The following is a 20,808-nucleotide window of genomic DNA, read 5'->3' as shown; positions in this document are numbered from 1 at the left end:
GGTCCAGTTTTCGCGCATCAGTTTTCGTATTCATACTTCTCTAACGCACGAGGCAGTATTTGGTGCACCGGTCAGTATGTCCGTTCAGACAGCTCTTGCAGACCGGGGGCCTGGTTTTGAGGCTGGCTCCGGCTGTGTCGGGTGTTGCGTGGCGAGCTGCAAGATCGTTTCGTTCAACTCGGCCTGCGTGAATTCGCGCGGTTTCTTCGTACCGGGTCGGCGCTCCTTTGCGCGTACGGGTTCGCCGCGATTCGTGCGTGACGGCGAGCCCGATACACGACGGTTATCGCGCTGTGCCTGCAGCGCCTGCGCGACCGCCAGCGCATGACCGAGCCGCTTGTGTTCAATCACGGCCCCCTGGTCGATCTCCGCCAGCTTGTCGTACGGCACACAGGGCAGCGCCACACCATCGGCACGCAGTTCGATGCGACCGTCCGGGTACTCCCATACGTCAATGTAGTGGCCGATCAGCCGGCGCGTAGCCGGGGTGTCCTCCAGCAGCCAGATCATGAGGTCATTGAGCACGGTCAGCGAGTCCGACACCTTGCGTTGGACCCGCCATGTCAGGATCGTGTCGAGATTCTCGTCCTCGCGTAGCGGCCGGTGCGCGTCGAACGTGCTCCGCGGCGGCTTCGCAAAGCGCGCGTTGTAGACGGCCATGAAGGCGGGCGCCCAGGCATTCGCCGCTTCCATGGTCTGGGCGGAAAACTATGCGCTTCCTTCCCGAACCAGCGAACTCTATATCTAGATACTTAAACTTCGATAATTAAGATTATGTCAAGTTATTAGGTCACGCGGTGTACCTCAGGGACAATTCATGCAGGCAATAAAAAAGGGCCGCACGGCCCTTTTTCTACTTCGACTCGGCTTTGTGCCATTCCGGTAACTCGGGAAGATGGCGTTTCCCGGGATTGCGGGCGGCGGCCCGCAGCTTCGCCTTACCGTCCTTGGTCAAGGCAGGAATGGACGCGAGCGACAGCCGCACGCCTTTGCGCGTGCCCGCAGCAGCATCCGGCCGCGGCTTCGATTTCAGGGCATGGCTCATATCAACTCCTTTTCGTGGAGATAGTCTAGCAGCTTTTGCCAGCCGGGACTGTCGGCCCGAAGGTCAAACTCCATCAGCCGCTGACTCCCGTTTGCGCTCCACCAGGCCGCGTCGAGGGCGACGACGTCCTGCACCGTCCGGCACGTTACGAGGTGCGGCACGCCAGCCGTCTCACCGTCAAGGAGTTCCGCGTCAAAACCGACCTTCGGCCAGTAGCGGTAACCGATCATCTGCGCATTGTAGCCGCGACCACCTCCAGCGATCAGCGAGATCGAAGCGAAGCCGAGATTGTGTGCAGTGATGGCGCACAGCGCGAACGAAATGGTGCCCAGAAAATGCGGTGCGTCATCGGCGAGGTAATGATGATCGACGTGCAGCCCCTGCCGGAGATCCCCTTCGCCACCTGGCGCCAGATTGCCTTCATCGGGTTGAGGCGCCTCCAGACTTTCGACAAAAAGTCCCTGTTCGGCTTCGTCGATCCGGATCAGGCCAATACGATTCTTGTGACCTTGATGAATCACCTGCCGGTTCACTGACGTAAAGTAGATGCCGGGCGGCGACATGTCGGGACCGAAGTCCAGCTGGTTCTGCGCATGAACCCGACCTCCGTCAAAAATCATCAGGAGCCGGGCGAACTCCTCACTCTGAAGGACCCGGCCTTCGACGAACTCGATAGGCTCACCGGTCGCAAAGTCGTCACCGTCCAGCCGGAAAGTTCCGGACAGCCAGCGACGGGCGGTTTCCGTCTGCAGCAGCGCGCCGTAGGCTACCGCGAGGTATTTGCGAAAGAATGGTGTTAGAGGTGTGGGCATCTTGTACAAAAAAGAGCAGATTGGGCCGCCGGGCCGCGCACGTGCATTCTAGGTTCGTTCATGTGGCAGTCAAGCGTTCCGGTTCTGGCTCGCGCTTTTCGATTGCGCTCGACAGCTGGCGAGCGCCGCGAACGTGGCGCCAAAGCGGAACGACTCCCAAAGCGCGCATTCGGTCGCGTCGATCTGCGCCATCGCATTGATCGCGCCTCGCCACTCGTAGATTTGCTGGTAAGGATCGCGTACATGCATAGATGATCTGCGCGTGGCGCTGCTGGCCCAGGACCGACAGCATGACACCGTCGCTGTCCTGCGCCTCGGCGAAGAGGATGAAGTCGGCTTCGATGCCTGGCTCCGAGAGCGCCCAGAGCTTCAGCAGCACGTCAGGCGAAATGGCGCTACGCGCGCGGGTTGCCACGCCCTCTTCCCACAGACGCCCGACGTAAGGCAGCAGGTAGAGGCGCAGCTACCGCTTCGCCGATCTTTTCATCGACGACGATATGCTGCGTTGCCGGCTGGATGTCAGCGGACCGGCAGAACCTGTCCAGCCCATCAGCAATCATGCGCCCGATCTCGAACGGCGCGATCTCGGCGGCCTTGCCCGTCACCGTCCGCACTTCGAGCGGGCCAAGCCCGTAGCGTGCGGCCAGTTCGTGCGGCGGCTCGCCCTATCGGCTCACCCGGCTTTTCAGCGACGGACTGACGCAGGCCCACGCCAGCGAATGCATCGTTCGTGCGCCGACGTGAGGTGGAAAGCGCCGGTCTGCGCTTGCCGCGATTTCCCGGTTGAACGCGACGTATATGCCACGCCGCTGGCCGAAATGTTCGGCCACCAACTGAAGCGTCGAGGTCTTGCACGCGCCGGCAAATGCCTTGATCTTGAGGTCTCCGGGCGTGAAGCGCCGCCTCGATCACGGCCTGCTGCTCTCCCGTGTGAATAAAGCGCCTCTTCACCCGATACCAGACCTCATGTGCAGTCGCTCCTGGCGATGTGGAATCGCTGATTTTCACATGGCCCACAGCCGATCGCGCGGCCCGGTGCCGGACACGTCATCAGCATACGTCCGCGTTTTGATCACCGGCGACAGCGCCCGTCACGTCTGAACAAGCTCAAGGCCGTTTTCGGCACACCATTGCCTCAGCGCGCTTTCGACAGCATCGGCTTCAAACGAATACCAGCGCTCGAGAACGCCTTCACGCTCCAGCAAATCCTTGAAACGCGCATAAGCCCCTTGCCGATGGAAAAATCCTTCAACCTGGTCGTAACACGCGGGCAACTCCTGTGCCACAAAGCGCAAGGCGAGACGTCTTCCGAGATCGAGCTCGTTCTTGTGCGGTATCGCAAGGTAGCGGTCGGAAGTTACAAGGTCGTCAGGAATCTCCTCGTCGAACGCGTCGCTGGAATCGGAAGTCCAATAGATTTTGCCCGTATCGAGCGCGACATACGCGTTATGCTCCGTTGGCGCCGCATAGCTGACGAAGTCGAAAGCCAAAGAAAGATCGTCGTATCTGACTGCGACCATGGCTCTACTCACAGGTTGTAACGTGCCAGGTTGGCATACCGGTTCTGGCCCCGGAGTTTGCCGCCGTTCTCGCCACGTCGGCAGCGCGACTCAAATCTCTTCGCTCGGGTCAGCGATATCAAGCCGGAACTGCCACCCTTCCATGCTCATAAGCATTTGCCCAAGATCGTCCCACGAGACCTCCTTGCCGTCGACCACCACGAGGGGCACGCGCCCCTCCTGCGACTCATCCCATTCGATGCGCCCTCGCACCGTGCTGTCAATGATCCGGCGCTCATGAAAATCGATGTGCCTGACCGATAGCGCGCGACGAATCTTTTCGACGAGGCGCCCGAGCAGCACGAACACATCGTCGTCGGCTTCGCCGATCAACTGGAACCGGTAGCCAGCGCGAAGTTCTCCGCGAAGCTCAAAGGCATCCAGTGCAATCCGGTCGCCCAGCAGCCGGAGCTGGAAATGGAACTGGTGCGGCTCCCCGTGGCAGTCGATCATCCAGATGGGGTCGAGCCGGACGTTCTCGAAATCGGTGAATCCAGTGGACTCGGCAATCCTGGCATTGAAGCACAGAGTGCAGAGCAACTCATAGCCGCCATCGCCGGAGCCGCAGTGTATGGTGTCCCAGGGCGGCGTCTGGTTGCCGCATTGTTCGCATCGCTCGTGTGCCATGTCGCGCCTGCTGTAACGGTTTTTCCCGCGATTGCCGGGATGGATTCCGGAAGTTGCCATCTTCGGCACTGTTCGCCGCACGTTGGCGGAGACAGCCATCTCGACGAACCCGGAATGGTGTGCACGGGAACTGACGGAACCAATGCTGCTATTTTGGCAGAGACTGCGAGCGCCTGCCGGGCTTCGGGGACGAGCGGCGCCGGACTGGCGTCAAGCGTCTTCCGCGCGTGACCGGGAAGACGACACGACATCCATGATCGACGCGCTCGATGAAATCATTCCCACATGACTTCCGCAAAGGAGAGCGAAACATCCCCGGGAGGGCCTCCCCTGCGTCCGTGCCGGCGACTAACGCTGCGCAGCGTGAATTACATAACCTGCTGCGCCTCGCCAACAGGCTCATTGATATTCGCGCTGGCTTCGATGCAGACGCTCTACACGTCTGATATGCCGGGAGTTCTGAAGCCGGCCCCGCTTCTAAAAACATAGGAATACGTAAAAACGATCAATTGCGTTATGTCAACTTACGCCATCGCAGGTGTGCGCGGTACGGCTCGGAGACGCCCACTCACGCAACCGATTGACCAGCGCCGTATCGCGCGAGCGGCAGATTCCTCGTAGTCAGCAGCGTATTCGAACTTGTCGTCCAGACGAGACCACTTCGAACACGCGGATGTGGTGTCCGCGGCATTTCGCGCCGGCAAGCTAAGGATAATCTAGCCAACGAGCGTCAACTACCGTTGCGCTTCACGTCGGCTTCATACGAATGTCCGGGCGATCATTGGACTCGTATCGCCAGATACCTGCAATGCTGTGGCGACACCTCGGTCGACAACTGCATGTCCAGCCGCCCGATCTTGGCACCCTGCGTTCGATCTACGACGGACGCTTCGATACGCTGTCCGACCATCAACGATTTGCCCAAATCATCGCGAACTTCCGCGTGATCTCGGAGCACCAGCGTCGATACGTCATCCGTTGGCTGAAGGAACAACTGACTGGTCGCCCCGAGCGTGGCCAGCTGGGCAACGACCTGAAGCAGTGGTTCTACGAACATCGGATCGTCATACCCAACGAACGTACGATCCGACAGTTCATCGTTCAAGCGGTTCGCGATACCGAGAGTTCTCTTCACGCGGAGTTTCAGCGAACGTTCGGCCCGCAGAAACTGGACAGCTGGGCGCGCCTTTTACCCCAGCCGCACAAGGAGCATGTGAGCCTGCAGGGCTGGCTTTGGGCTGTGCCGCTCCGTGGTTCCACTCAGCAGATGGGTGAAGTGCTGGACAAGATTAATCTCCTCACCATGCACGGCGTCGCATGTGCATGGCCAGGCACCTGCAACGATGCAATTGTTCGCTACTACGCTCGGCGCTGCGCGAGCCGCTCTCCATCCATCAGCAAACGGATCGCGCCACAAAGCCGGCGACTCGAAGCGGCCTGTTTCATGCGTTATTCGCTGTGTACAGCGACCGATCACATACTCACGATGCTTCGGCGGTGGGTCCAAAAAGTCGTGAACGATGCATCTCGCACGCTCGACGTCGCAAACGACAAGCGTGAAGACCAACTTCGCGAGTTCGCCCTGGCCGTGAAGGAGTTGGCGAATGACGAGTCCCTGACGCGCGAGCAGCTCGGTAGCGCGTTCTGTGAACTGGCCGACAAGGTCCTCTGCCCACCACAAAGCCGTCGCCGCCTTATCCGTCAGTATCTAATCGGAAAGCGGCACTCCGCGCGGAACCTATTGATGCGGATCGTGCAACTGCCCTTCGAGGCTGATTCTACTCATCCCGTACTTGACGCGATTGTTCTGCTCCGAGGCCTGTATCGTCGTCACGCTTATTTGTTGCCCGATGGGCTGAATATTCGACTGGGTCGCGCGTGGCGCGAAGCGATCGACGGATATGACCGAATCAAAGCCATGAAGGCATTCGAATGGGCGACCCTGTTCGCCCTGCGCGTCGCGCTTCGCAATGGATCGATCTATGTAGAGCACATGATGTCGCTCGAGACCACACGAAAAGTGTGGCAGGCTCGGGCGGATCCGCGGCGCCGCTCTGCATCCATCGGGATGTACACGCACGTGCTCGATCGATGGGGCATCTTTTACGATCAGCCGATCGTTTTGAATGAGCGCCAAGCAGGTGCGGCGATCGAAGGTGTCGTGCGCCAAAATGCAACGAGGGACATTGCTCAAATCGCTGTTGACACGCACGGATACACCGACTTCGCGATGGGTTTGGCTCGCGCTTTGGGATTTGATGTCTGCCCTCGCCTCTCGCATCTTCGTGATCGTCGGTTTCACGTGCCTCGCGATCAAGAGGTTCCAAAAGAGCTTTCCGCAATCACGGACCGGGATATCAGAACTGACCTTATCGCCGAAGTTTGGGACGAGTTTGTCAGGATCGCCGCTTCAATTCGCTCTGGAAAATGCACTGCGATTGAAGCGCTAATCCGCTTCGGCTCAGCAGCGCGTGGGCAACCAGTCTATGACGGAGGCGTCCAGATCGGGAGGCTGTTCCGTAGCATATTCTTGATCGATTACTTCACGAACACGTCCTTTCGAACGGAACTGCAGCACGTATTGAATCGAGGCGAAGCTGTGCATGCGGTCCAGCGCGCGATCCATGTTGCTCGTATTCCCGTCGAGCTCGCACGGCGCGAAGAATCCCTGTCCGCGGTGTCGTCAGCGTTGACACTGCTTTCGAACATTCTGATGGCGTGGAACACGACGCACATGCAGCATGCGCTCGAGGCACTACAGGCTTCTGGAGATAAATCGCTCGGAGCGGAGCAGCTCAGACGAATTGCGCCGACGCATCTCGAAGGTATCAATCTGCGCGGGACCTTCATTTTTCCAGTGGGACGCTACGCGAGCAGACTGCTTCCAAGCTTGACTCAAGATGCCAAGACACTTTCCGTGAGTCAGCGCGCGTAGTGTGTTGCGACAACGCGTTTCCGGGTAGACAGCAAGCCTCTGATTTTAAAAGATATTAATCTGGTGCCAAAAGGCAAAGCCTTGTCAGACCTAGAGCGCCCTAACCCGAAATCTGCACGGGAATCAAGACCACCCCAAACGTCGAGATCTACTCCGACCTTGAACCCGGTAAGGCAGTGTTCCGCCGCAGCCAGTTGCTCGATGCCGTGCTCTATCGCGACGACTTGCCGCCCGTGTTCATGTTGATGAGCGAGGACGAGCAATTGCGTGCGGGCAACGCCTTCATGCGCCGTCTTGCCCAGCAGATGGACCCACCGAATCCCGCGCTGGGCCAGCGCCAAGTGATTCGGCTGATGGACGCTGGTGTGAGCCTAAGCCAGCACTTCGACATGGACCTTGCCTCGCTGCTGCCCACGACCAATCACGTCCAGGCGTTCCCCGCCGGACGACAGTCCCTGCTGAGAGATGAAGTATGAATGGAGCGACTGACATCCAACCGGACGCCGTGCTCGAGTCGCTGCTCGCTAAGGGCGGACGCTCGAACCGGCGAGCAAGCCTGGCAAAGATGCACGAGCTATGCCGCAGGCAGCATGAAGCGGGCTCGCGCGACTTCTCGCTGTCCGCCATCGGCCGCCTGGCCGAAGCCGAAGGCATCATGAAGGGCCGCGCCCTCTACAACGCCCCATCCGCCGATTACCGCGCGCTCATCGAGGCGTGGGCGACCTACGCCGGGCCGCCTGCCCCCAAGCCGCCAAAGACGCTGGCGAGCCACGAATACTTGATGCGAATCGAGGACCCGGCCATCCGATCCATCATGCAGGCCATCATCGCCGAGCGCGGCAAGCTCAAGGCGCAACTTAACGTGCTGAAAGCCAACGCCCAGGTGACCGTGGACCGGCGCCCACTGGCCGCCACCGTCGCAGCCGTGCCCCACGCGCAGCCAGTGACGGCGCTTGCCATGGCCGCGCAGTTCACGCCGTCGGAACGCGAAGCCTTGCAGAAAGCCGTATCGGAACACTACCTCGAGGAACGAGGACTGCGGGAAAGCAGCCACGGCGAAATCGTCAACGCGCGGGGCCGGACAGTGTTTGAGGTAGGGTTCGCGCGGGCGATTCGAAAAGTGCTTGCATAGGCGAAGCAAACATTAGAGGAGAACAACATGAGTGTGGCTTACTACCTTGCCTGCATTGAATCCGGGAAGTATGTGTGGGTCGGGGCACTAGGTCCGGACTGCCAAGCTATGCCGGAAGGGCAACCTGGCGCGATATCGCGATTTGCGCTGGCCCAGCGTGGCAAGGGGCTTGTTGTGGTGAGTGATACCCATCCTATCCTTGATGATGGCAAGGAGTGGGAGGCGTCGCACGGGGCATAACATGCTCAAACGGAACGCCACCAAGTCCCCTAACGTACGAATCACGCAATAGAAAAGCGCCAGCGTTGTCGCCGGTGCTTGGAAGTTTCGGTGCGTTACGATGTATTTATACATCGCAAGGCTTTGATGCTTAAAAAACCGCCCTAACTGAATTCCTCGCCACTTACTCGCGAATTATGTACCGTTAGGGTATAAGTTCTCGTGCATAATCAGGCAGCACGCCCCTTCAAATGGACTTTCCGGGGCTATCCATTGCAAACGGGCACATCGTAATCGAGAGACAGACATGCCAGCCATATCCACTAAACATTACGCGACTGAACTTCAGCGTAAACTGCGCGGCTTGCTCGGCCATGAGCAGATCGTCACACAAGCCTACGGGCGGCACCTGCTGATCAAACGCCTCGATGATGAGGAACCGACTGTTGTAGCGCGCCTTACCGAACTCGCCCGCAATCGCCATAGCGCCGCCTTTCGCAGCCACACCGGACGATGGGAGCCGCTACCGGGCACAGGTTCGCTCGACGAGATGGCCGACGTCGTCGCCACGCTCCTGCAGCCTTATTTGCAGCCGGATAATTATCAAAGCCTATTTACGAGATGTAGTACTAATGAACCTCAATAGTCGCAGCTTGGTACCATCCAAGCGTGCTGCTTCCTAGGCGTTCACGCCGGGTCGGCCGCGCGGGTAACGCGCGGCCGAGACTACTTCGAGTCGAGCGCACAACTTCAAAGCCTGCTCACGAGCGCCGCCCAACGTTGACCCTGTCGTTTCAAATTGATGCGCGCGGTCAGATCGCTGACCGTGATCATGCCGTCACGATTGGTATCAAGTCCTGTATTCCACTGATAGGCGTCGGCATGTGGGCCCTGCGGTCCAGCGATGACCGAGTTCTCGTCGGTGCCCGGCAAAGTCGCCGGGAGAAAAGTCGCCTGATAAAGGCGGCCCGGCGAAGTCAGGTTACCGACGTAGGGATGATAGAAGCGCTCGACGTACGGCAACTGCTGTTCCGCGCTCAATTGCTTGAAAGCATCCGGCCCGCCCGTCCAACCGAGTCCTGTCAGGGTGGCCGGCATGAACTGGATCAGACCGGTTGCTTTTCCGTTAGCGTTCTGCGCCCAGGGCTGGACACTGCTCTCGCTCTCCATCACGCCAAGCAGGTCTTCCGGCAGACAGCCGAGCCTTCCGCACACCGCCTTCAGCTGTGAGAAGAAGGTATCGCTCAGGTATGAGAAGTCGGTGCTCCCCGTGTTTCTGCCTGCGGCCGCGTCAGCGCGCGACCAGGACGCGCAAAGGGGGCCGCCGGCACGCGCGGCGCCGAGACCTCCCCAGGACGCGTCGATGTCAGCAGGATAGCCCGGGTCGACGCAATCGCCTGCAATGTCATAACGCAGGTATCTTCCGCCACAGAAGAAGTAGGCCTTTCCGTTGCCCCAGTTCAATGCCGTGTCGATTGCGGCGCCAAAGCCCGCGGCAGCGAAGCCTGGCCAGCCGTCGGCGGTGCGCACTGGATAACCATCGTCCGATCTGTTCTGGCCCAAGTCGTAACGCACATATCTATCGCCCTTGAAAAAATAGAGCTTGCCATTGCCCCAGTTCACGGCGGCATCGATACCAGAGGCGAAGTCCGCCTGGGCGAGGCCCGGCCAATGGTCCGCGATAGACTTTGGAAAGCCCGCATCGACCGCGTTCGCCGCAATGTCATAGCGAAGGTACTGCGAGCCTTTGAAGAAATAGACCTTGCCCGAATCGTCGTTGACTGCGGCATCGATGCCGCTTGCGAATCCTGCCGCAGAAAACCCGGTCCAATTCGCGCCTATGGATTTCGGGTATCCGGTCTCCACGGCATCCGAAGCCACATCGTAGCGAACGTACTGAGAATCGAAGAGGAAGTAGGCCTTAGTGATCATGTTGCTCTCCAAAATTTGTGTGCGCGGAATGGTCACGATGCTCAGGCCTGCGCAAGGCTTGGCATCAAGGGCAAAATTAGGATGGTCACGGCACCCGGCGTTATGACGATCTTGCTGATGCATAAATCAATCGCACCGCCGAAGCTTTGCCCGCGCAATCGCCGAAAGCGCGCCAGCGCTCAGGCGCGCGGGTAAGCGTCTGAGCGTCGGTACGCGAGGCCGGTGCAAAGAAAAACCGTCGTCCGGGTGACGAGGCAGTGAAAGTAGAGGGAAGCGCGTTTCTCGCCCAAGGCCCCTAGATGGTATCGAGGCGCAGCTCGACCGTTGTGCATGGTTTGCGCAGATATCTTTTGTAATCCCTTATAATTATTCCAGGCGCTACCAGCTTGCGCCGCGTGCTGCCATCCGGCGATTTGAGTTCATAGGTCGACTCAAGCCTCTGATTCACAGCGAGGTTCGATGGATTGAGCTGATCTGGAATCAGGAGACTGTGCGGCTGGTCCTGATAGTCCCGAACGGACTGGAGTGTCTCGAGTATCTGTGCCTTCAGGGACTTACGCATATCCACGCTCCCGACGACCTTGTTGAGTAAGGCATCAATCTCTCGCACTGGCACCGACAGGTTCTTTGCGGGATCCGTATTCCTGAACTCGATCAATACGTCCACAAGGCAGAGCAGGGTGATTGTTTCTTCCTTGAGCTGGAAGACCCCGATATTGACTGGATTGGACGTGTCATTACGAGTCTTCTTCTCGCTTCTGGTCTCGGTCGAATTCGTCATCTGGGTGCTTTGCGTGCCTGATACCGCCTTCTGCGTCCGAAACTGGTTGGTCGAAGAGATCTGTGAGTCGATCGCCGATTCAGCCGACTTCGCAAGTTCCTGCCGCACGTCCTGGGAACCGCCCTTGACGTTGAGCGAAGCGTCGGCGCTCCCGCCGCCGAAACCCATCTGCGCTTCTCCGTGGAAGTTCGCGTCAAGCTGGTAGTTCGAACTGTCTTGGCCGTACTTAGAATCTGCGGAGTCCTTCATGCTCTTGTTGAATTGGTTCGCCGCGGTAGAGTCCTGACTTTCCATGACTGTGGTCGTCAGTTCGTTGCTGGTCGTCGTAGACGTTTTCGTGATAAGTGTGTACGTAAACTCAGAATTGGGTGAAATCGAGAAGCTATTGATCATGTCGTCCCGAGCGAGATCGCCTTTGAAAGAGACGAGCTTGTATTGCTCGACCAGGAAGATTTGCGGGCGCAGCTTGACGGGCGGCGCAACAGGGGCGTCGCCGATCCTGTGCAACTCTTTGATGATTTCCGGGCGAAACACCAGCGGCGTGACGCCCTGAACTTTTTGAAATGTAGTGGTCATGTCCTTGCTCCTAACGAAATGTGAGATGTTTGTTCTCGGGACGAGAAACAGAAAGTGTCAAGCCGTCCCGCCCGCCTCCTTTACAAAGAGTTCCGGGGGAAGCCCGAGCGAGATATAGGCTGGCCGAAGGACGAGCGCCACTGTGTCCTCCGGATTGACGATGACGGCTAGGGTGGGCACTGTGACCGCAACTGGTGCGGCGGCGGGTGTTTGCGTGGGTTGGTTTGATGAATCAGGCATGACGGCTCCTAGATAGAAAACGCTGGGCTGCGGTCGGCGTCATCGGGACACGAGAGCGTGATCGATGTCGTCGCAAGGAAAAGATAGCTGGATGCACTGTCTGGCGTTATAACAATCCTGCTATTCGTTAAGTCCCCTGATTTCCAACGACGCTGTTCCACGACCCTCCCATGTATTATAAGTTTCCTAAGCGTCAGCCTGTTCAGGACTTCTTCGTTATCGAGACACCGACCGGGTGATGTGCGAGCGGGCTGTATGAGCAGCTTTCTTGCGACTGGACTGAGAAGAATGGGCTCATACTTCTGCTCGTGGGGCGGAGATGATTACGCGGTTCATGTGGGCGCGAAGGAGCCGCAGAATGTGCTCTCGTGTCACGTGGAATCGCCTCGCGCGCAGCAATGTGGCCTGGGCAAATCAGTTTCTCTCATTCTGCAGCGGTCCTTGACCGCTCACAGGTTAGGCGCCAGCGCAACCGCGATGTCCCATGCTCTCCTATCCGGGCGTTCCATCGACGAACCGCACCCACGTTGCTCCTTACGCCATGCATTACCGACGATCGTGCGCCCGGTCGCTTTGCCGCTCGAACGGGATCGCCGGCCGGGCATCTGAAAGAAGGCCGCTGTCTGCGATGATCCGATCGGGATGCGACCAAACCAATCAACCGTGTCCTGAGTGCTCGCGTAGCCCGCAGTGACAAGGTTGAAGCCCATCACCTGGCCGAGCCCCCACGACGCGCTCCTCAGGGCCGCGGCCCTCGCCGAGCGCCGCCGCCGCTGCCTGACCGTCGTACTGATGCGCCCCTCCTGCGCCGTAGCCACCCTATGTATTGACGTCTCGGCGTGGAAGCGGGATTCAAGGAGCTTTTGTACTAGATCGCAAGGAGGGTAGCTGTGATGAATCCGGGAACAGTCACGAGGGAGATGGCCAAGTTACGGTCGAAAAGCCGATGCGACATCTTTCGTCGCACTGGAACGTTCGCGATTCCGTTGCACGGCTTCAGGATAGCCGGGGCGCTACCCCGCTATCTTTCGGGTAGGCCAACGACCCCCCGCCGCTACGCCCCGAGGGATGCGGAGAATATCTCGCAGGTCTGCGGATCGAGCCGCTCCTTGAACACTCGCCTGCATGGACGCATGCGGTCCGGCCCCTCCCCTCCGAAATTTCCTTCAGTCGTGCGCGCTCAGCGTCCGCTGCTCCACCATCTCCTTCTTGTATTTCTCGAATAGGGTGTTCGCTTCGTATTCGGTCACGTTAGGCGACTCAAGCATCTGCTGATCCAAGGTCACCTCCCCCCGATCCGCGATCCCTTCGACACAGCGCTGCGCCTCGTCGAGCTCCTGCGCGAGATCGCGATACGCGCCCGGACACGTGTCGAAGTGCCGCTTAAACGACCGTGTGAAATAAGAAAGATCCGTGAAGCCGACCGCGTATGCAACATCCTTCACGAGTATGTCCTTCTGCTGCAACAAGGCGCGAGCACGCTGCATCCGGAACGACATCAGATACACCCCGAAACTCATGTGATGCTCGTCCCTGAACAGCCGGCAAAACTGCGAAAGACTTAGCCGGCATGCCGACGCTGCGTTTTCGAGGCTGATGTGTTCACCGAACTGCGCACGCACGAGAGAAACCGCCGCTGACGTGCGCTGGAGCGACGTCGTCATATTCGATAGCCGCGATGCGCCCTGCGCTGTGCCCTGCTGTTCGCGGGACCAGGACGGGCCAAGGGACACCATCCCAGCAATGCTCTCGTCGAGTTCCTCATCACGCACCGGCTTCACAAGGAGATCCCATAGCTTCAGCCGGAGCGCCCATTTCGCCATCAGGCTCGAATCGCTATCGGTGATCAGCAATACGGGCAATTCTGGGTGTTCGTGGCGCACGCGAATCAGCGAATCGAGAATGCGGGGGTCCGAGCGTTCGACCTCGAAGCAAACGAACGGGGGCGCGTGCATGTGGATGGCGCCGGCGACGTGATGCGGATTCCTTACGCGGCGTACGCTGTAGGGTTGCCTGAGCGTGCTGAGCATCGACGCATCGGGATTGTGCATCAGGTCAACCCACAGGAACTCGCCGGTCCCGCGAACGCCATTAAGCGCTGGACTCTCCGACATGATGCTTCGTCTCCCTGTTCTACGCCCGACGAGGCATTGGGCCGCACCCGTGCGAGGTGAAGGCGCGCCAGCGCCGCCGTCTCGTGTACTTCGAATGTGGCCGGAAGAACGCTGGAGCGATGCGCGGCCATGAACCGTTCAGGCACGAGCCCGATCGAATCGATCCCGGTTTTTCATCGGCCGCCTCTTTTTTTTCCCGAGCCGCATCCGGGTCAGCCTCTGCTCCCGCAAGCCATCTCAGCGAGAAGGTCTCGCAGTGAATTGGGGGCGTCGCGGTCTGACTGAGGGCGCACACTCCGGTCCATCAGCACCGGCACGGTGTTAAATGGACCGAGATGAGCGTCGTGTATATCGCGATGCTCGAGACCGGAATCGGGAGCATCTGCGAGACGAACTCGTCGGCGCCGCGCGCCGGAGAGGCCGATAAGCAGCGCGAGCGCCGCAGCAGCGCAAAACATGGAGGACAGTCTCATCGCCGCACCGCCATATAGAAGTTGATCGCCTAGTGAACGAGTGAGCGTCGCCGATTTTGAAAGCGCATCGCACCGGTCCCCATCAGATTCGCTCAAGATGGGCCGCGCATTGACGATGGGCGACAGACGGCGCTTGTCGACCTCCTTCACATCGGTGCAAGTCTCCTGTGCGCATTTGTATCGTCAAAAAGTTTGTCCGAAGTCGCTAAGCCCATTTCCTCAGCCAAGGCTCGCCGCGCGCGGCGCCAAGCTTTAATAGGTGTATCGCCTCCCCTGGTGTGCCGCGCATGACGTGTACTTAGCAAACCATCTCCGATGGCACGATCAGGACAAGTTCTTGCAGCCAGACGGTCCTAACAGGGCAGCTCGATCGTCCTAGCAGAAGCAACTTGGCACGCGTTACGCTGCAAAAGCTTCGACGCCTCCGGAGCTCGGCTGCGCCGATTGATTGGATCCAATGAATCTCTCATTGGAGCAGCATGACGCTGCGCGAGCCCTCACCTGTTTGGGACGGCGGCTGGTGTCGCGCGTGGCGAACGGAGGTCTACACTGATGCCCGGCGTGCAAGGCGCCGTCTATAAGAAATCCGATCGTTACCAGGACAAGCTGGTCACGCGTCGAAAAATCGCTGTCAACTTCGAATTCGCCTTTTCAGTCCCACCGGGCCCGACGGATTGCTCCGCAACCCCACCGTCATCGATCGCACCTACTCGAACAGCGCGTGTTCGGGAGAATTGCCAACGGCGGTCCGGTGCGCGAAGCCTGCGTACTTTGTTAGCGCTCTTCCAGAAGCACGAACAGTGCGCGTTCACCGACGTACAACCGCGACCTATCAGTGGCGCTGCAAGGCCGCGAGTGTCCATGCCATGACGCCGGTCGTCTGCGTCAGTGAACCGGGGTATCTTTTTGCTGATCCCACTGACGCGTGTCCGTCGATCCCCGCAGGGGCGCTGGCACGGTTCCCAAGACTCGACCTACGACTTTCGGCCTAGTCCTTGGGATCGCGTACGATCGGGCTCGCGCTTCCGAGCGCCATTCCGGCCGTGGCTACATGAGTTCCTAGGACTTCCGACATAATTCGATTGGCTAATTCATTCATCGCTTTTTTGACCTCGTGCACTCCCTCGCGTCGCGCGGTTTGCTTTCCCGCTATCAGGTCTAGTTCGTCTGGCCGATAGGCACTCGTTTCCCAGAGTCATACTCTGCAAGCGTCTGAAGCGCTCGCCGACGACCGGAGTGGACTCACTAGCCGACGGCAGGCAACAAAAGCCGTGGGCGGCGTTCGCTTTTTTCGCGAAAGGCGCGGCCGCGCACGACCCGGTCACAGACCGGCATGCTGTTTCGCATACAGACGCGAGTACTGCCTGCGACAGAACGCATCGTCCCAAATCATTTTCTGGAGAAGGGTCATGGATGAGTTGAGCTACGCTAACGGGGCCGGAGACACCGGCGCGACACTAACTGATCTATGGCAACGGCGCACGAATCTTTCCGACATGGAGATGAGCTATGTCTACGCGCTCATACGGCGAGCGTTGCGTGGATACTATCCGTCTGAATTGCGAGCCCTGTCGGAAGACAAAGAAGAACTCATCGCGCAGTTCATCTTTTTGCGCGTTTTGAGACTAGGCAACGATCATACGAAGGTACCCGAACCTTCCAACAGTGCGCCCTCCAGCACCTTCGCCATTTGCGCGTATTTCCGTCGCTACCTGATCGACTGCCTGCGCAGTGCGAGTCACCGACGCAACGTTTCGATGGAAGCCGACGAGATATCTGCCGAACTTGACGTTCACACTCATCCGCTCAGTGACCCAGTCGAATCGGTGCTCGCAGAGTACTGCCTCAATGAACAGATTACGAGACAAGCCGCGCGAACATTTGTTAACTCGTTGGAAGAAGCAGATCAAATCATTCTGGCAGCAAGCCTCGGGCACTCTTGCGACGTTAAAGGAGGACTGAAGGGAATTGCCGAACACCATCGATTGCCGTCGTATCATTATCATGCGAGAAAGCTTGGTGTCACCTTGAAGAAGTCCGCAAGCCCAGAAGACTTCGCCCATACTAAAATTGGCAGATGGATGAAGAATTCTCTGGGCATCGATATCATCGCAGACAATCGATCTGTGATCCTGATTGTACTTAATCTTCTCGCCCTCGAAGTGGGCGCATGAATACAGCGTCCGTGTTCAATAAAGAAGCCGACATTCGAATCGAAGGACAGGTTCGGTGCCAGCATAAAGCTTCAAGGAGGATCCCTAAATGAATACCTTCAGAGTGCAGTCCCTTCGCTATCAGGTTGAAAAATGGCTTGCGCCGTCAAGTACAGACTGCGTTCGTGTCGCGCTTTCCGGGCGCACACTTTCGGACCGAATGCGCTATGTTTGCGTCGAATCGTACCATTCGAACAACTCGCATTCGCTTTTCTTTTTCCGGCATGGCGACGGCTGCTGGAGAGTGTATCCTGCACGGACTGACGCGCCGCAAATGACTGTCGAACGTAGTCAAGCGTAAGCCAAAAACAGAAGTATGTATGGGGTGGCACGCAGCCGCGTTCGCATTTGCCACATCGCGGAGCCGCCGAGCTAACGACCCCGACTCGGCCCGAAGGTGATGCCGAGCTGACTTACAGCAACCACGGCTTGCGTACGATTAGCGACATGAAGGGCGCGGAATACGGAAGCAATATGCACTTTCGCTGTTCCTTCCGCCAGACCCAGTTCCCTGCATATCAGCTTGGTCGGTTTGCCTTGTACGAGCAATTCAAGTACCTGCATTTGCCTTTCTGTAAGACCCTTCTCCGGGAAACGAGGCGTATGCGGAGCAAGTTCCGATTCACCGTTGCTTTCGTTCGCGGCGAGAGGGAGGGAGGATGATGTCAAAGCCGCTGGTGGAATGTAGACCCCCTTCGCAAGGACCAGTTGCAGTGCGCTCATCATCACTCGGCTAGTCGAGGACTTGGGGATGAAACCCATTGCACCCACATCCAATGCCTCGACGATCGTCGCCCGATCGTCACGGCCAGATAAGACGACGACGGGCAGACCTGGATACTCGTTGCGGAACCGACGCAGGCCGTCCATGCCGAATACGTCCGGCAACGACAAGTCCAACAAGACCAAGTCTAGATGGTTTCTCTGCCGCGCCGCTACGAACGCCTGAGCGCAGTTTTCAGCTTCGACGACTTCAGTGTCTGGTTCAAGTTGCGTCAGGACGAGCCGCAAACCTTCGCGGAATAGTGCGTGATCGTCGACTAACATGATCTTCATTGCGGTTTCTTCCATCAATCCTGCCACGGTGACGGTTCTCTCTTCTTCTCGTCCGACACGGTCCTCCCGTGTCCATCAATGGCGGCGCTGCCAGAAAGCCGACTCCGGCCAGCGCATCTCGCGGCCGTAATACAACGCGCGAGATCCGAGATATTGAGCGAAGCGCTGCTCGACCCGAGCGGTATAATTAGCAAGAGCAAAGGGATCGCCGTCGAGCGACGCTTCTACGGCCGCTGCGGCGTCGAGGCCCGATTGCAAGCCCTTCGACACGCCCGATGACGATAGCGGATCATAGCTACAAGCCGAATCGCCGACCTTCACCCATCGCTCTCCATGGATCGACACGTGCCGGTAGGTGCTGGCCGGTAGGACGTGCAGACTTTGCACATCCGAGGGCATCCCGACTCGCTTCCCCGTATGAGGCGCTTCGCTGAGCCGGGCAAGGAAGAAGCGATCCAGATCACGGCGAGAATGCTTCAATTGGTCGCCGTCTGTCATATACACGACTACTCGCCTCTTTGCCGGCAACGGCGCGGTGTACCACCAACCGTCTCGAACGGCTTCCAGGAGCGTGCGCGAATCGCCTTCTTCGTACGTCTGGGCGACGAAGCCGACCAATCCGACGAGCTTGTCGTAAACGATGCGGCGCTGTTGTCCCGGCAAGGGTGAGGCTCCGCGCCCCGTAGCGTCGACGACGAAACGGCTCCGCAGGCGCATGGACATCGCGCGGGTACGCTTTGCTTCAACCTCAAAGCCGTTGGAATCGGCTTCGCACCAGCGCGCGGTACTGGCCAAAAACACCTGAACACCCACGTCTGCGGCGCGGCGTGCCAGCATCGCATCGAAGCGGCAGCGATCGAGATGCCAGCCGTGGCCGTATGGGTTGAAGATGAAATCGTTCTGATGAAGACCTTCATTTCCCCACACGGACGCTATTCCGCTGCTAGGGAGATGCGCGTCGTTCTCGACGTCCCGAAGGGCATCCAAGGCAGCAAGATGAACACGGCTCTCTGGCGGCAAGGTTTCTCCGACGCGAACTCTGTCATAGGACGATTGCTCGAACATCGCAACCCTGAGACCACGCCGCGCAAGCGCGATGGCAGTAGCGCATCCCGCCGGACCGCCACCAATGACGACAACGTCCATCCTATCCCGTGAAGTGAATTTCAGCTGTGTAGCGCCGGTTTCATTCATGACGAATCATCCGATGCTGCCTTCTCGCTTCCGCTTGGCGCGTTCCGTGCGTGGCTCCCTGAGCCGCTTACGCAGCAGCTCCTCGGACGGTGAAAACGTCACCGGGTGGGCTTCGACTCGCTCCTCCTCGACGTACACAGTACCCTCGATGATCTCCCCTTTTGCGTCCTTGACGATATCATCGGCAGTAGCAGGGATACTCCAGCCGTTCGCCTTCGTCAGTCGCTTCGCCTTCACCATTCCTAGGCTAGCCCACCTGTTCACCATTTCCATATTTCCATTGATGCCGAAATCCCATCGCTCCATTCGTTCGGACAACGCGTCCGCCGGCAAGTCCAGATTCCTTTCGTCGGGATGCAAGACCAGCACTTTGTCCGGATGAGTGGCCGGCCACCATGTGGCCTCTCCCTCCATCCGACACTTGTAAAAGTCGGCCTGCCACGGAACCGCCAGTCCCTCGGTGATGCAGCCTGCCCCGCAATCCACGTCGTCGGCCGGTTGCATTCCCTTTGCGAACTCTCCATGAAAAATCTCGGAGCAGTGATCAATTCGGCATCGCGCTATATAGAGACGCTTGTCCTTCATGATGCTCGACGCCTCTATTCCCGGGTAAAATGCGCCGCCCGAGCATGCTTGCAGAGCAATGCGGTCAAGCGCATCACATTCAAACTCATAAAAAGGAGTGCGATCATTCTCGAATTCTCCATTAGCCCAGTTGCGCATATGGCGATACTGCCATGGAGTGAGCGCAAGCACTTGCGCCGCGCCAGTGGCGGCAACAGGTTTCTCTGAACCGTCATAAAGACGCGGCATCGCGACCTCACGTGCTGGTGCGGCAGTGTCCGGATCCCGCAAATGTGCAAAAAGCATCTGCCGGTACCGAATCGCCCTTTCCGCAACACTGCCCGGAGGAGGCGCAATGTCGGAAGGTTGAGCGAGCGCGGAGAATAAATCCGACCTCTCGTCGCTCCATGAACCGTGCTTATCCGGAACCTCCGAACGCATCACGCCCGCAAACACCCAGCGATAGCCTCTTGCTCGTCTGAGAATCGGCAACACGTCACGATAGAAGTTCGTTATCCTTGGAAGGTCACGACCCTCCTTCTCCATCCATGCCTGAATACAGATGTCGTAAAGAGTGACAAAGCTGCTGATATCCGGCGCAAAGTCGGGCGGCGCAACGATCACCCATGACGGCACCACATCGATAGACTCGCCGCCGTCTCTCATCACGATCGTCGCTGTCACGGGGCCGTCTGACGTGTCGTCGCACCAGTCATTGTTGTCGGCGAGTTCTGTGAGCGGTTGGTGTGGGGGAACCGAAAACGACACGCCGTTTCCGCCCACGACCAATAGTCGACCTTGAACATCGGTGCAGATTTCGCCGAGGGGAACTCGTTTGCCAATAAACTGCCCAGTATCGAAGTACTTCGATCCGGGAGAAGCCTCGCCCGATACGACTTGAAGGCTCCGAGGACCTGGATCGATAATTAGGTCGCCGCGCGTCGTACAACTGCCATTGCGTGGCGTTTTCTCCGAAGTTGATCGTCCCGCAACTTTGGACGGTATCAGTCTTTCTGCCGCTCCCTTGCGATTTCTCAGATGGACCGACCAAACGATGCTTCGTACTTCATCGCGGCAGAAAATTTCTTCTTCCTGCTTCAACACGCCCGCATTGTCACGAGTGCATTTGAAAATCCGGAAGCGCGCGGCTTGGCGCTTCAGGTTGCCTTTGCCGTCACGATACATGAAGGGCGTCGATGTCTCGGTGGCAGTTCCGCCGTCGAAAGGTCTGCCTACCCATGGACTATCGACCCGCTCTTTACTGACTGGTGCATCAAATAGTGCTCTTTTTTCTCAGGCAGCGTAACGGACGTGTCTTTCCTTAAAGAGATTGCGA

The 20,808-nt window shown here is 58.5% G+C and carries 17 protein-coding genes and 2 pseudogenes; 6 read left to right on the top strand and 13 right to left on the bottom strand.

Translation table 11 applies throughout. The features are described from left to right. Nucleotides 1–84: 84 nt before the first annotated feature. The 6 genes and pseudogenes from AWB78_RS37800 to AWB78_RS37770 form a co-directional block, all read right to left on the bottom strand. Nucleotides 85–696 (bottom strand): annotated as a pseudogene (locus tag AWB78_RS37800) (ISNCY family transposase); the annotation flags it as partial. A gap of 157 nt (nt 697–853) precedes the next feature. After that, nucleotides 854–1,045 carry a hypothetical protein gene (locus AWB78_RS37795; RefSeq protein ID WP_062611829.1) on the bottom strand — a complete coding sequence of 64 codons (192 nt, stop codon included), beginning with the start codon at nt 1,043–1,045 and terminating at the stop codon, nt 854–856. Then, complete coding sequence (locus tag AWB78_RS37790) at nt 1,042–1,857, bottom strand: hypothetical protein (protein ID WP_062611830.1); 816 nt, start codon at nt 1,855–1,857, stop codon at nt 1,042–1,044. The genes AWB78_RS37795 and AWB78_RS37790 overlap by 4 nt, the downstream gene beginning before the upstream one ends. 58 nt (nt 1,858–1,915) lie before the next feature. Next, entirely contained in the window at nt 1,916–2,272 is a 357-nt protein-coding gene (locus AWB78_RS47895; protein WP_198399432.1) for a hypothetical protein, read from the bottom strand. Between the two features lie 676 nt (nt 2,273–2,948). Further along, nucleotides 2,949–3,377, bottom strand: coding sequence for a hypothetical protein (locus AWB78_RS37775; RefSeq protein ID WP_062611826.1), 429 nt, complete (start codon nt 3,375–3,377; stop codon nt 2,949–2,951). Between the two features lie 90 nt (nt 3,378–3,467). After that, nucleotides 3,468–4,142, bottom strand: coding sequence for a DUF7713 domain-containing protein (locus AWB78_RS37770; RefSeq protein ID WP_232478040.1), 675 nt, complete (start codon nt 4,140–4,142; stop codon nt 3,468–3,470). 640 nt (nt 4,143–4,782) lie between these two features. On the opposite strand from AWB78_RS37770, the pseudogene AWB78_RS37765 reads away from it, so the two are divergent. From AWB78_RS37765 to AWB78_RS44330, 5 genes and pseudogenes are all read left to right on the top strand, one after another. Next, nucleotides 4,783–6,978 (top strand): annotated as a pseudogene (locus tag AWB78_RS37765) (Tn3 family transposase); the annotation flags it as partial. A 176-nt stretch (nt 6,979–7,154) separates the two neighbouring features. Further along, nucleotides 7,155–7,454 carry a hypothetical protein gene (locus AWB78_RS37760; protein WP_062611823.1) on the top strand — a complete coding sequence of 100 codons (300 nt, stop codon included), beginning with the start codon at nt 7,155–7,157 and terminating at the stop codon, nt 7,452–7,454. Further along, on the top strand, nt 7,451–8,110 hold the full coding sequence (gene gmtX, locus AWB78_RS37755; RefSeq protein ID WP_062611822.1) for a gamma-mobile-trio protein GmtX: 660 nt from the start codon (nt 7,451–7,453) through the stop codon (nt 8,108–8,110). Before AWB78_RS37760 ends, gmtX begins: the two co-directional genes overlap by 4 nt. A gap of 27 nt (nt 8,111–8,137) precedes the next feature. Then, complete coding sequence (locus AWB78_RS47890; RefSeq protein ID WP_074173642.1) at nt 8,138–8,350, top strand: hypothetical protein; 213 nt, start codon at nt 8,138–8,140, stop codon at nt 8,348–8,350. A 286-nt stretch (nt 8,351–8,636) separates the two neighbouring features. Next, nucleotides 8,637–8,975 carry a hypothetical protein gene (locus AWB78_RS44330; protein WP_074173641.1) on the top strand — a complete coding sequence of 113 codons (339 nt, stop codon included), beginning with the start codon at nt 8,637–8,639 and terminating at the stop codon, nt 8,973–8,975. 104 nt (nt 8,976–9,079) lie between these two features. Here the strand turns inward: AWB78_RS44330 and AWB78_RS37740 are convergent, their stop codons facing one another. From AWB78_RS37740 to AWB78_RS37725, 4 genes are all read right to left on the bottom strand, one after another. After that, nucleotides 9,080–10,384: a hemopexin repeat-containing protein gene (locus AWB78_RS37740; protein WP_082883580.1), complete on the bottom strand. Its 1,305-nt coding sequence runs from the start codon at nt 10,382–10,384 to the stop codon at nt 9,080–9,082. Between the two features lie 172 nt (nt 10,385–10,556). Then, nucleotides 10,557–11,618 (bottom strand): hypothetical protein, encoded by a 1,062-nt coding sequence (locus AWB78_RS37735; RefSeq protein WP_062611818.1) that lies wholly within the window; start codon nt 11,616–11,618, stop codon nt 10,557–10,559. A 689-nt stretch (nt 11,619–12,307) separates the two neighbouring features. Further along, nucleotides 12,308–12,568 carry a hypothetical protein gene (locus AWB78_RS49920; protein WP_510183596.1) on the bottom strand — a complete coding sequence of 87 codons (261 nt, stop codon included), beginning with the start codon at nt 12,566–12,568 and terminating at the stop codon, nt 12,308–12,310. Nucleotides 12,569–13,024: 456 nt separating this feature from the next. Then, nucleotides 13,025–13,972 (bottom strand): helix-turn-helix transcriptional regulator, encoded by a 948-nt coding sequence (locus AWB78_RS37725; RefSeq protein WP_062611816.1) that lies wholly within the window; start codon nt 13,970–13,972, stop codon nt 13,025–13,027. A 1,882-nt stretch (nt 13,973–15,854) separates the two neighbouring features. Here AWB78_RS37725 and AWB78_RS37720 point away from each other — a divergent pair. Then, nucleotides 15,855–16,619 (top strand): hypothetical protein, encoded by a 765-nt coding sequence (locus AWB78_RS37720; protein ID WP_062611815.1) that lies wholly within the window; start codon nt 15,855–15,857, stop codon nt 16,617–16,619. A gap of 411 nt (nt 16,620–17,030) precedes the next feature. Here AWB78_RS37720 and AWB78_RS37715 read toward each other — a convergent pair whose 3' ends face one another. From AWB78_RS37715 to AWB78_RS37705, 3 genes are read right to left on the bottom strand one after another with little or no spacing between them, the layout of a single operon-like run. Then, nucleotides 17,031–17,729 (bottom strand): response regulator, encoded by a 699-nt coding sequence (locus AWB78_RS37715; protein WP_232478039.1) that lies wholly within the window; start codon nt 17,727–17,729, stop codon nt 17,031–17,033. A gap of 60 nt (nt 17,730–17,789) precedes the next feature. Next, nucleotides 17,790–18,908: an FAD-dependent oxidoreductase gene (locus AWB78_RS37710; protein ID WP_062611813.1), complete on the bottom strand. Its 1,119-nt coding sequence runs from the start codon at nt 18,906–18,908 to the stop codon at nt 17,790–17,792. A 6-nt stretch (nt 18,909–18,914) separates the two neighbouring features. Next, nucleotides 18,915–20,657 carry a LodA/GoxA family CTQ-dependent oxidase gene (locus AWB78_RS37705; RefSeq protein ID WP_157697752.1) on the bottom strand — a complete coding sequence of 581 codons (1,743 nt, stop codon included), beginning with the start codon at nt 20,655–20,657 and terminating at the stop codon, nt 18,915–18,917. Nucleotides 20,658–20,808 lie beyond the last annotated feature (151 nt).

Origin of the sequence: Caballeronia calidae, assembly GCF_900044055.2 — a bacterium.
GTDB lineage: Bacteria > Pseudomonadota > Gammaproteobacteria > Burkholderiales > Burkholderiaceae > Caballeronia > Caballeronia calidae.
This window is presented reverse-complemented; position numbering and strand designations above follow the sequence as displayed.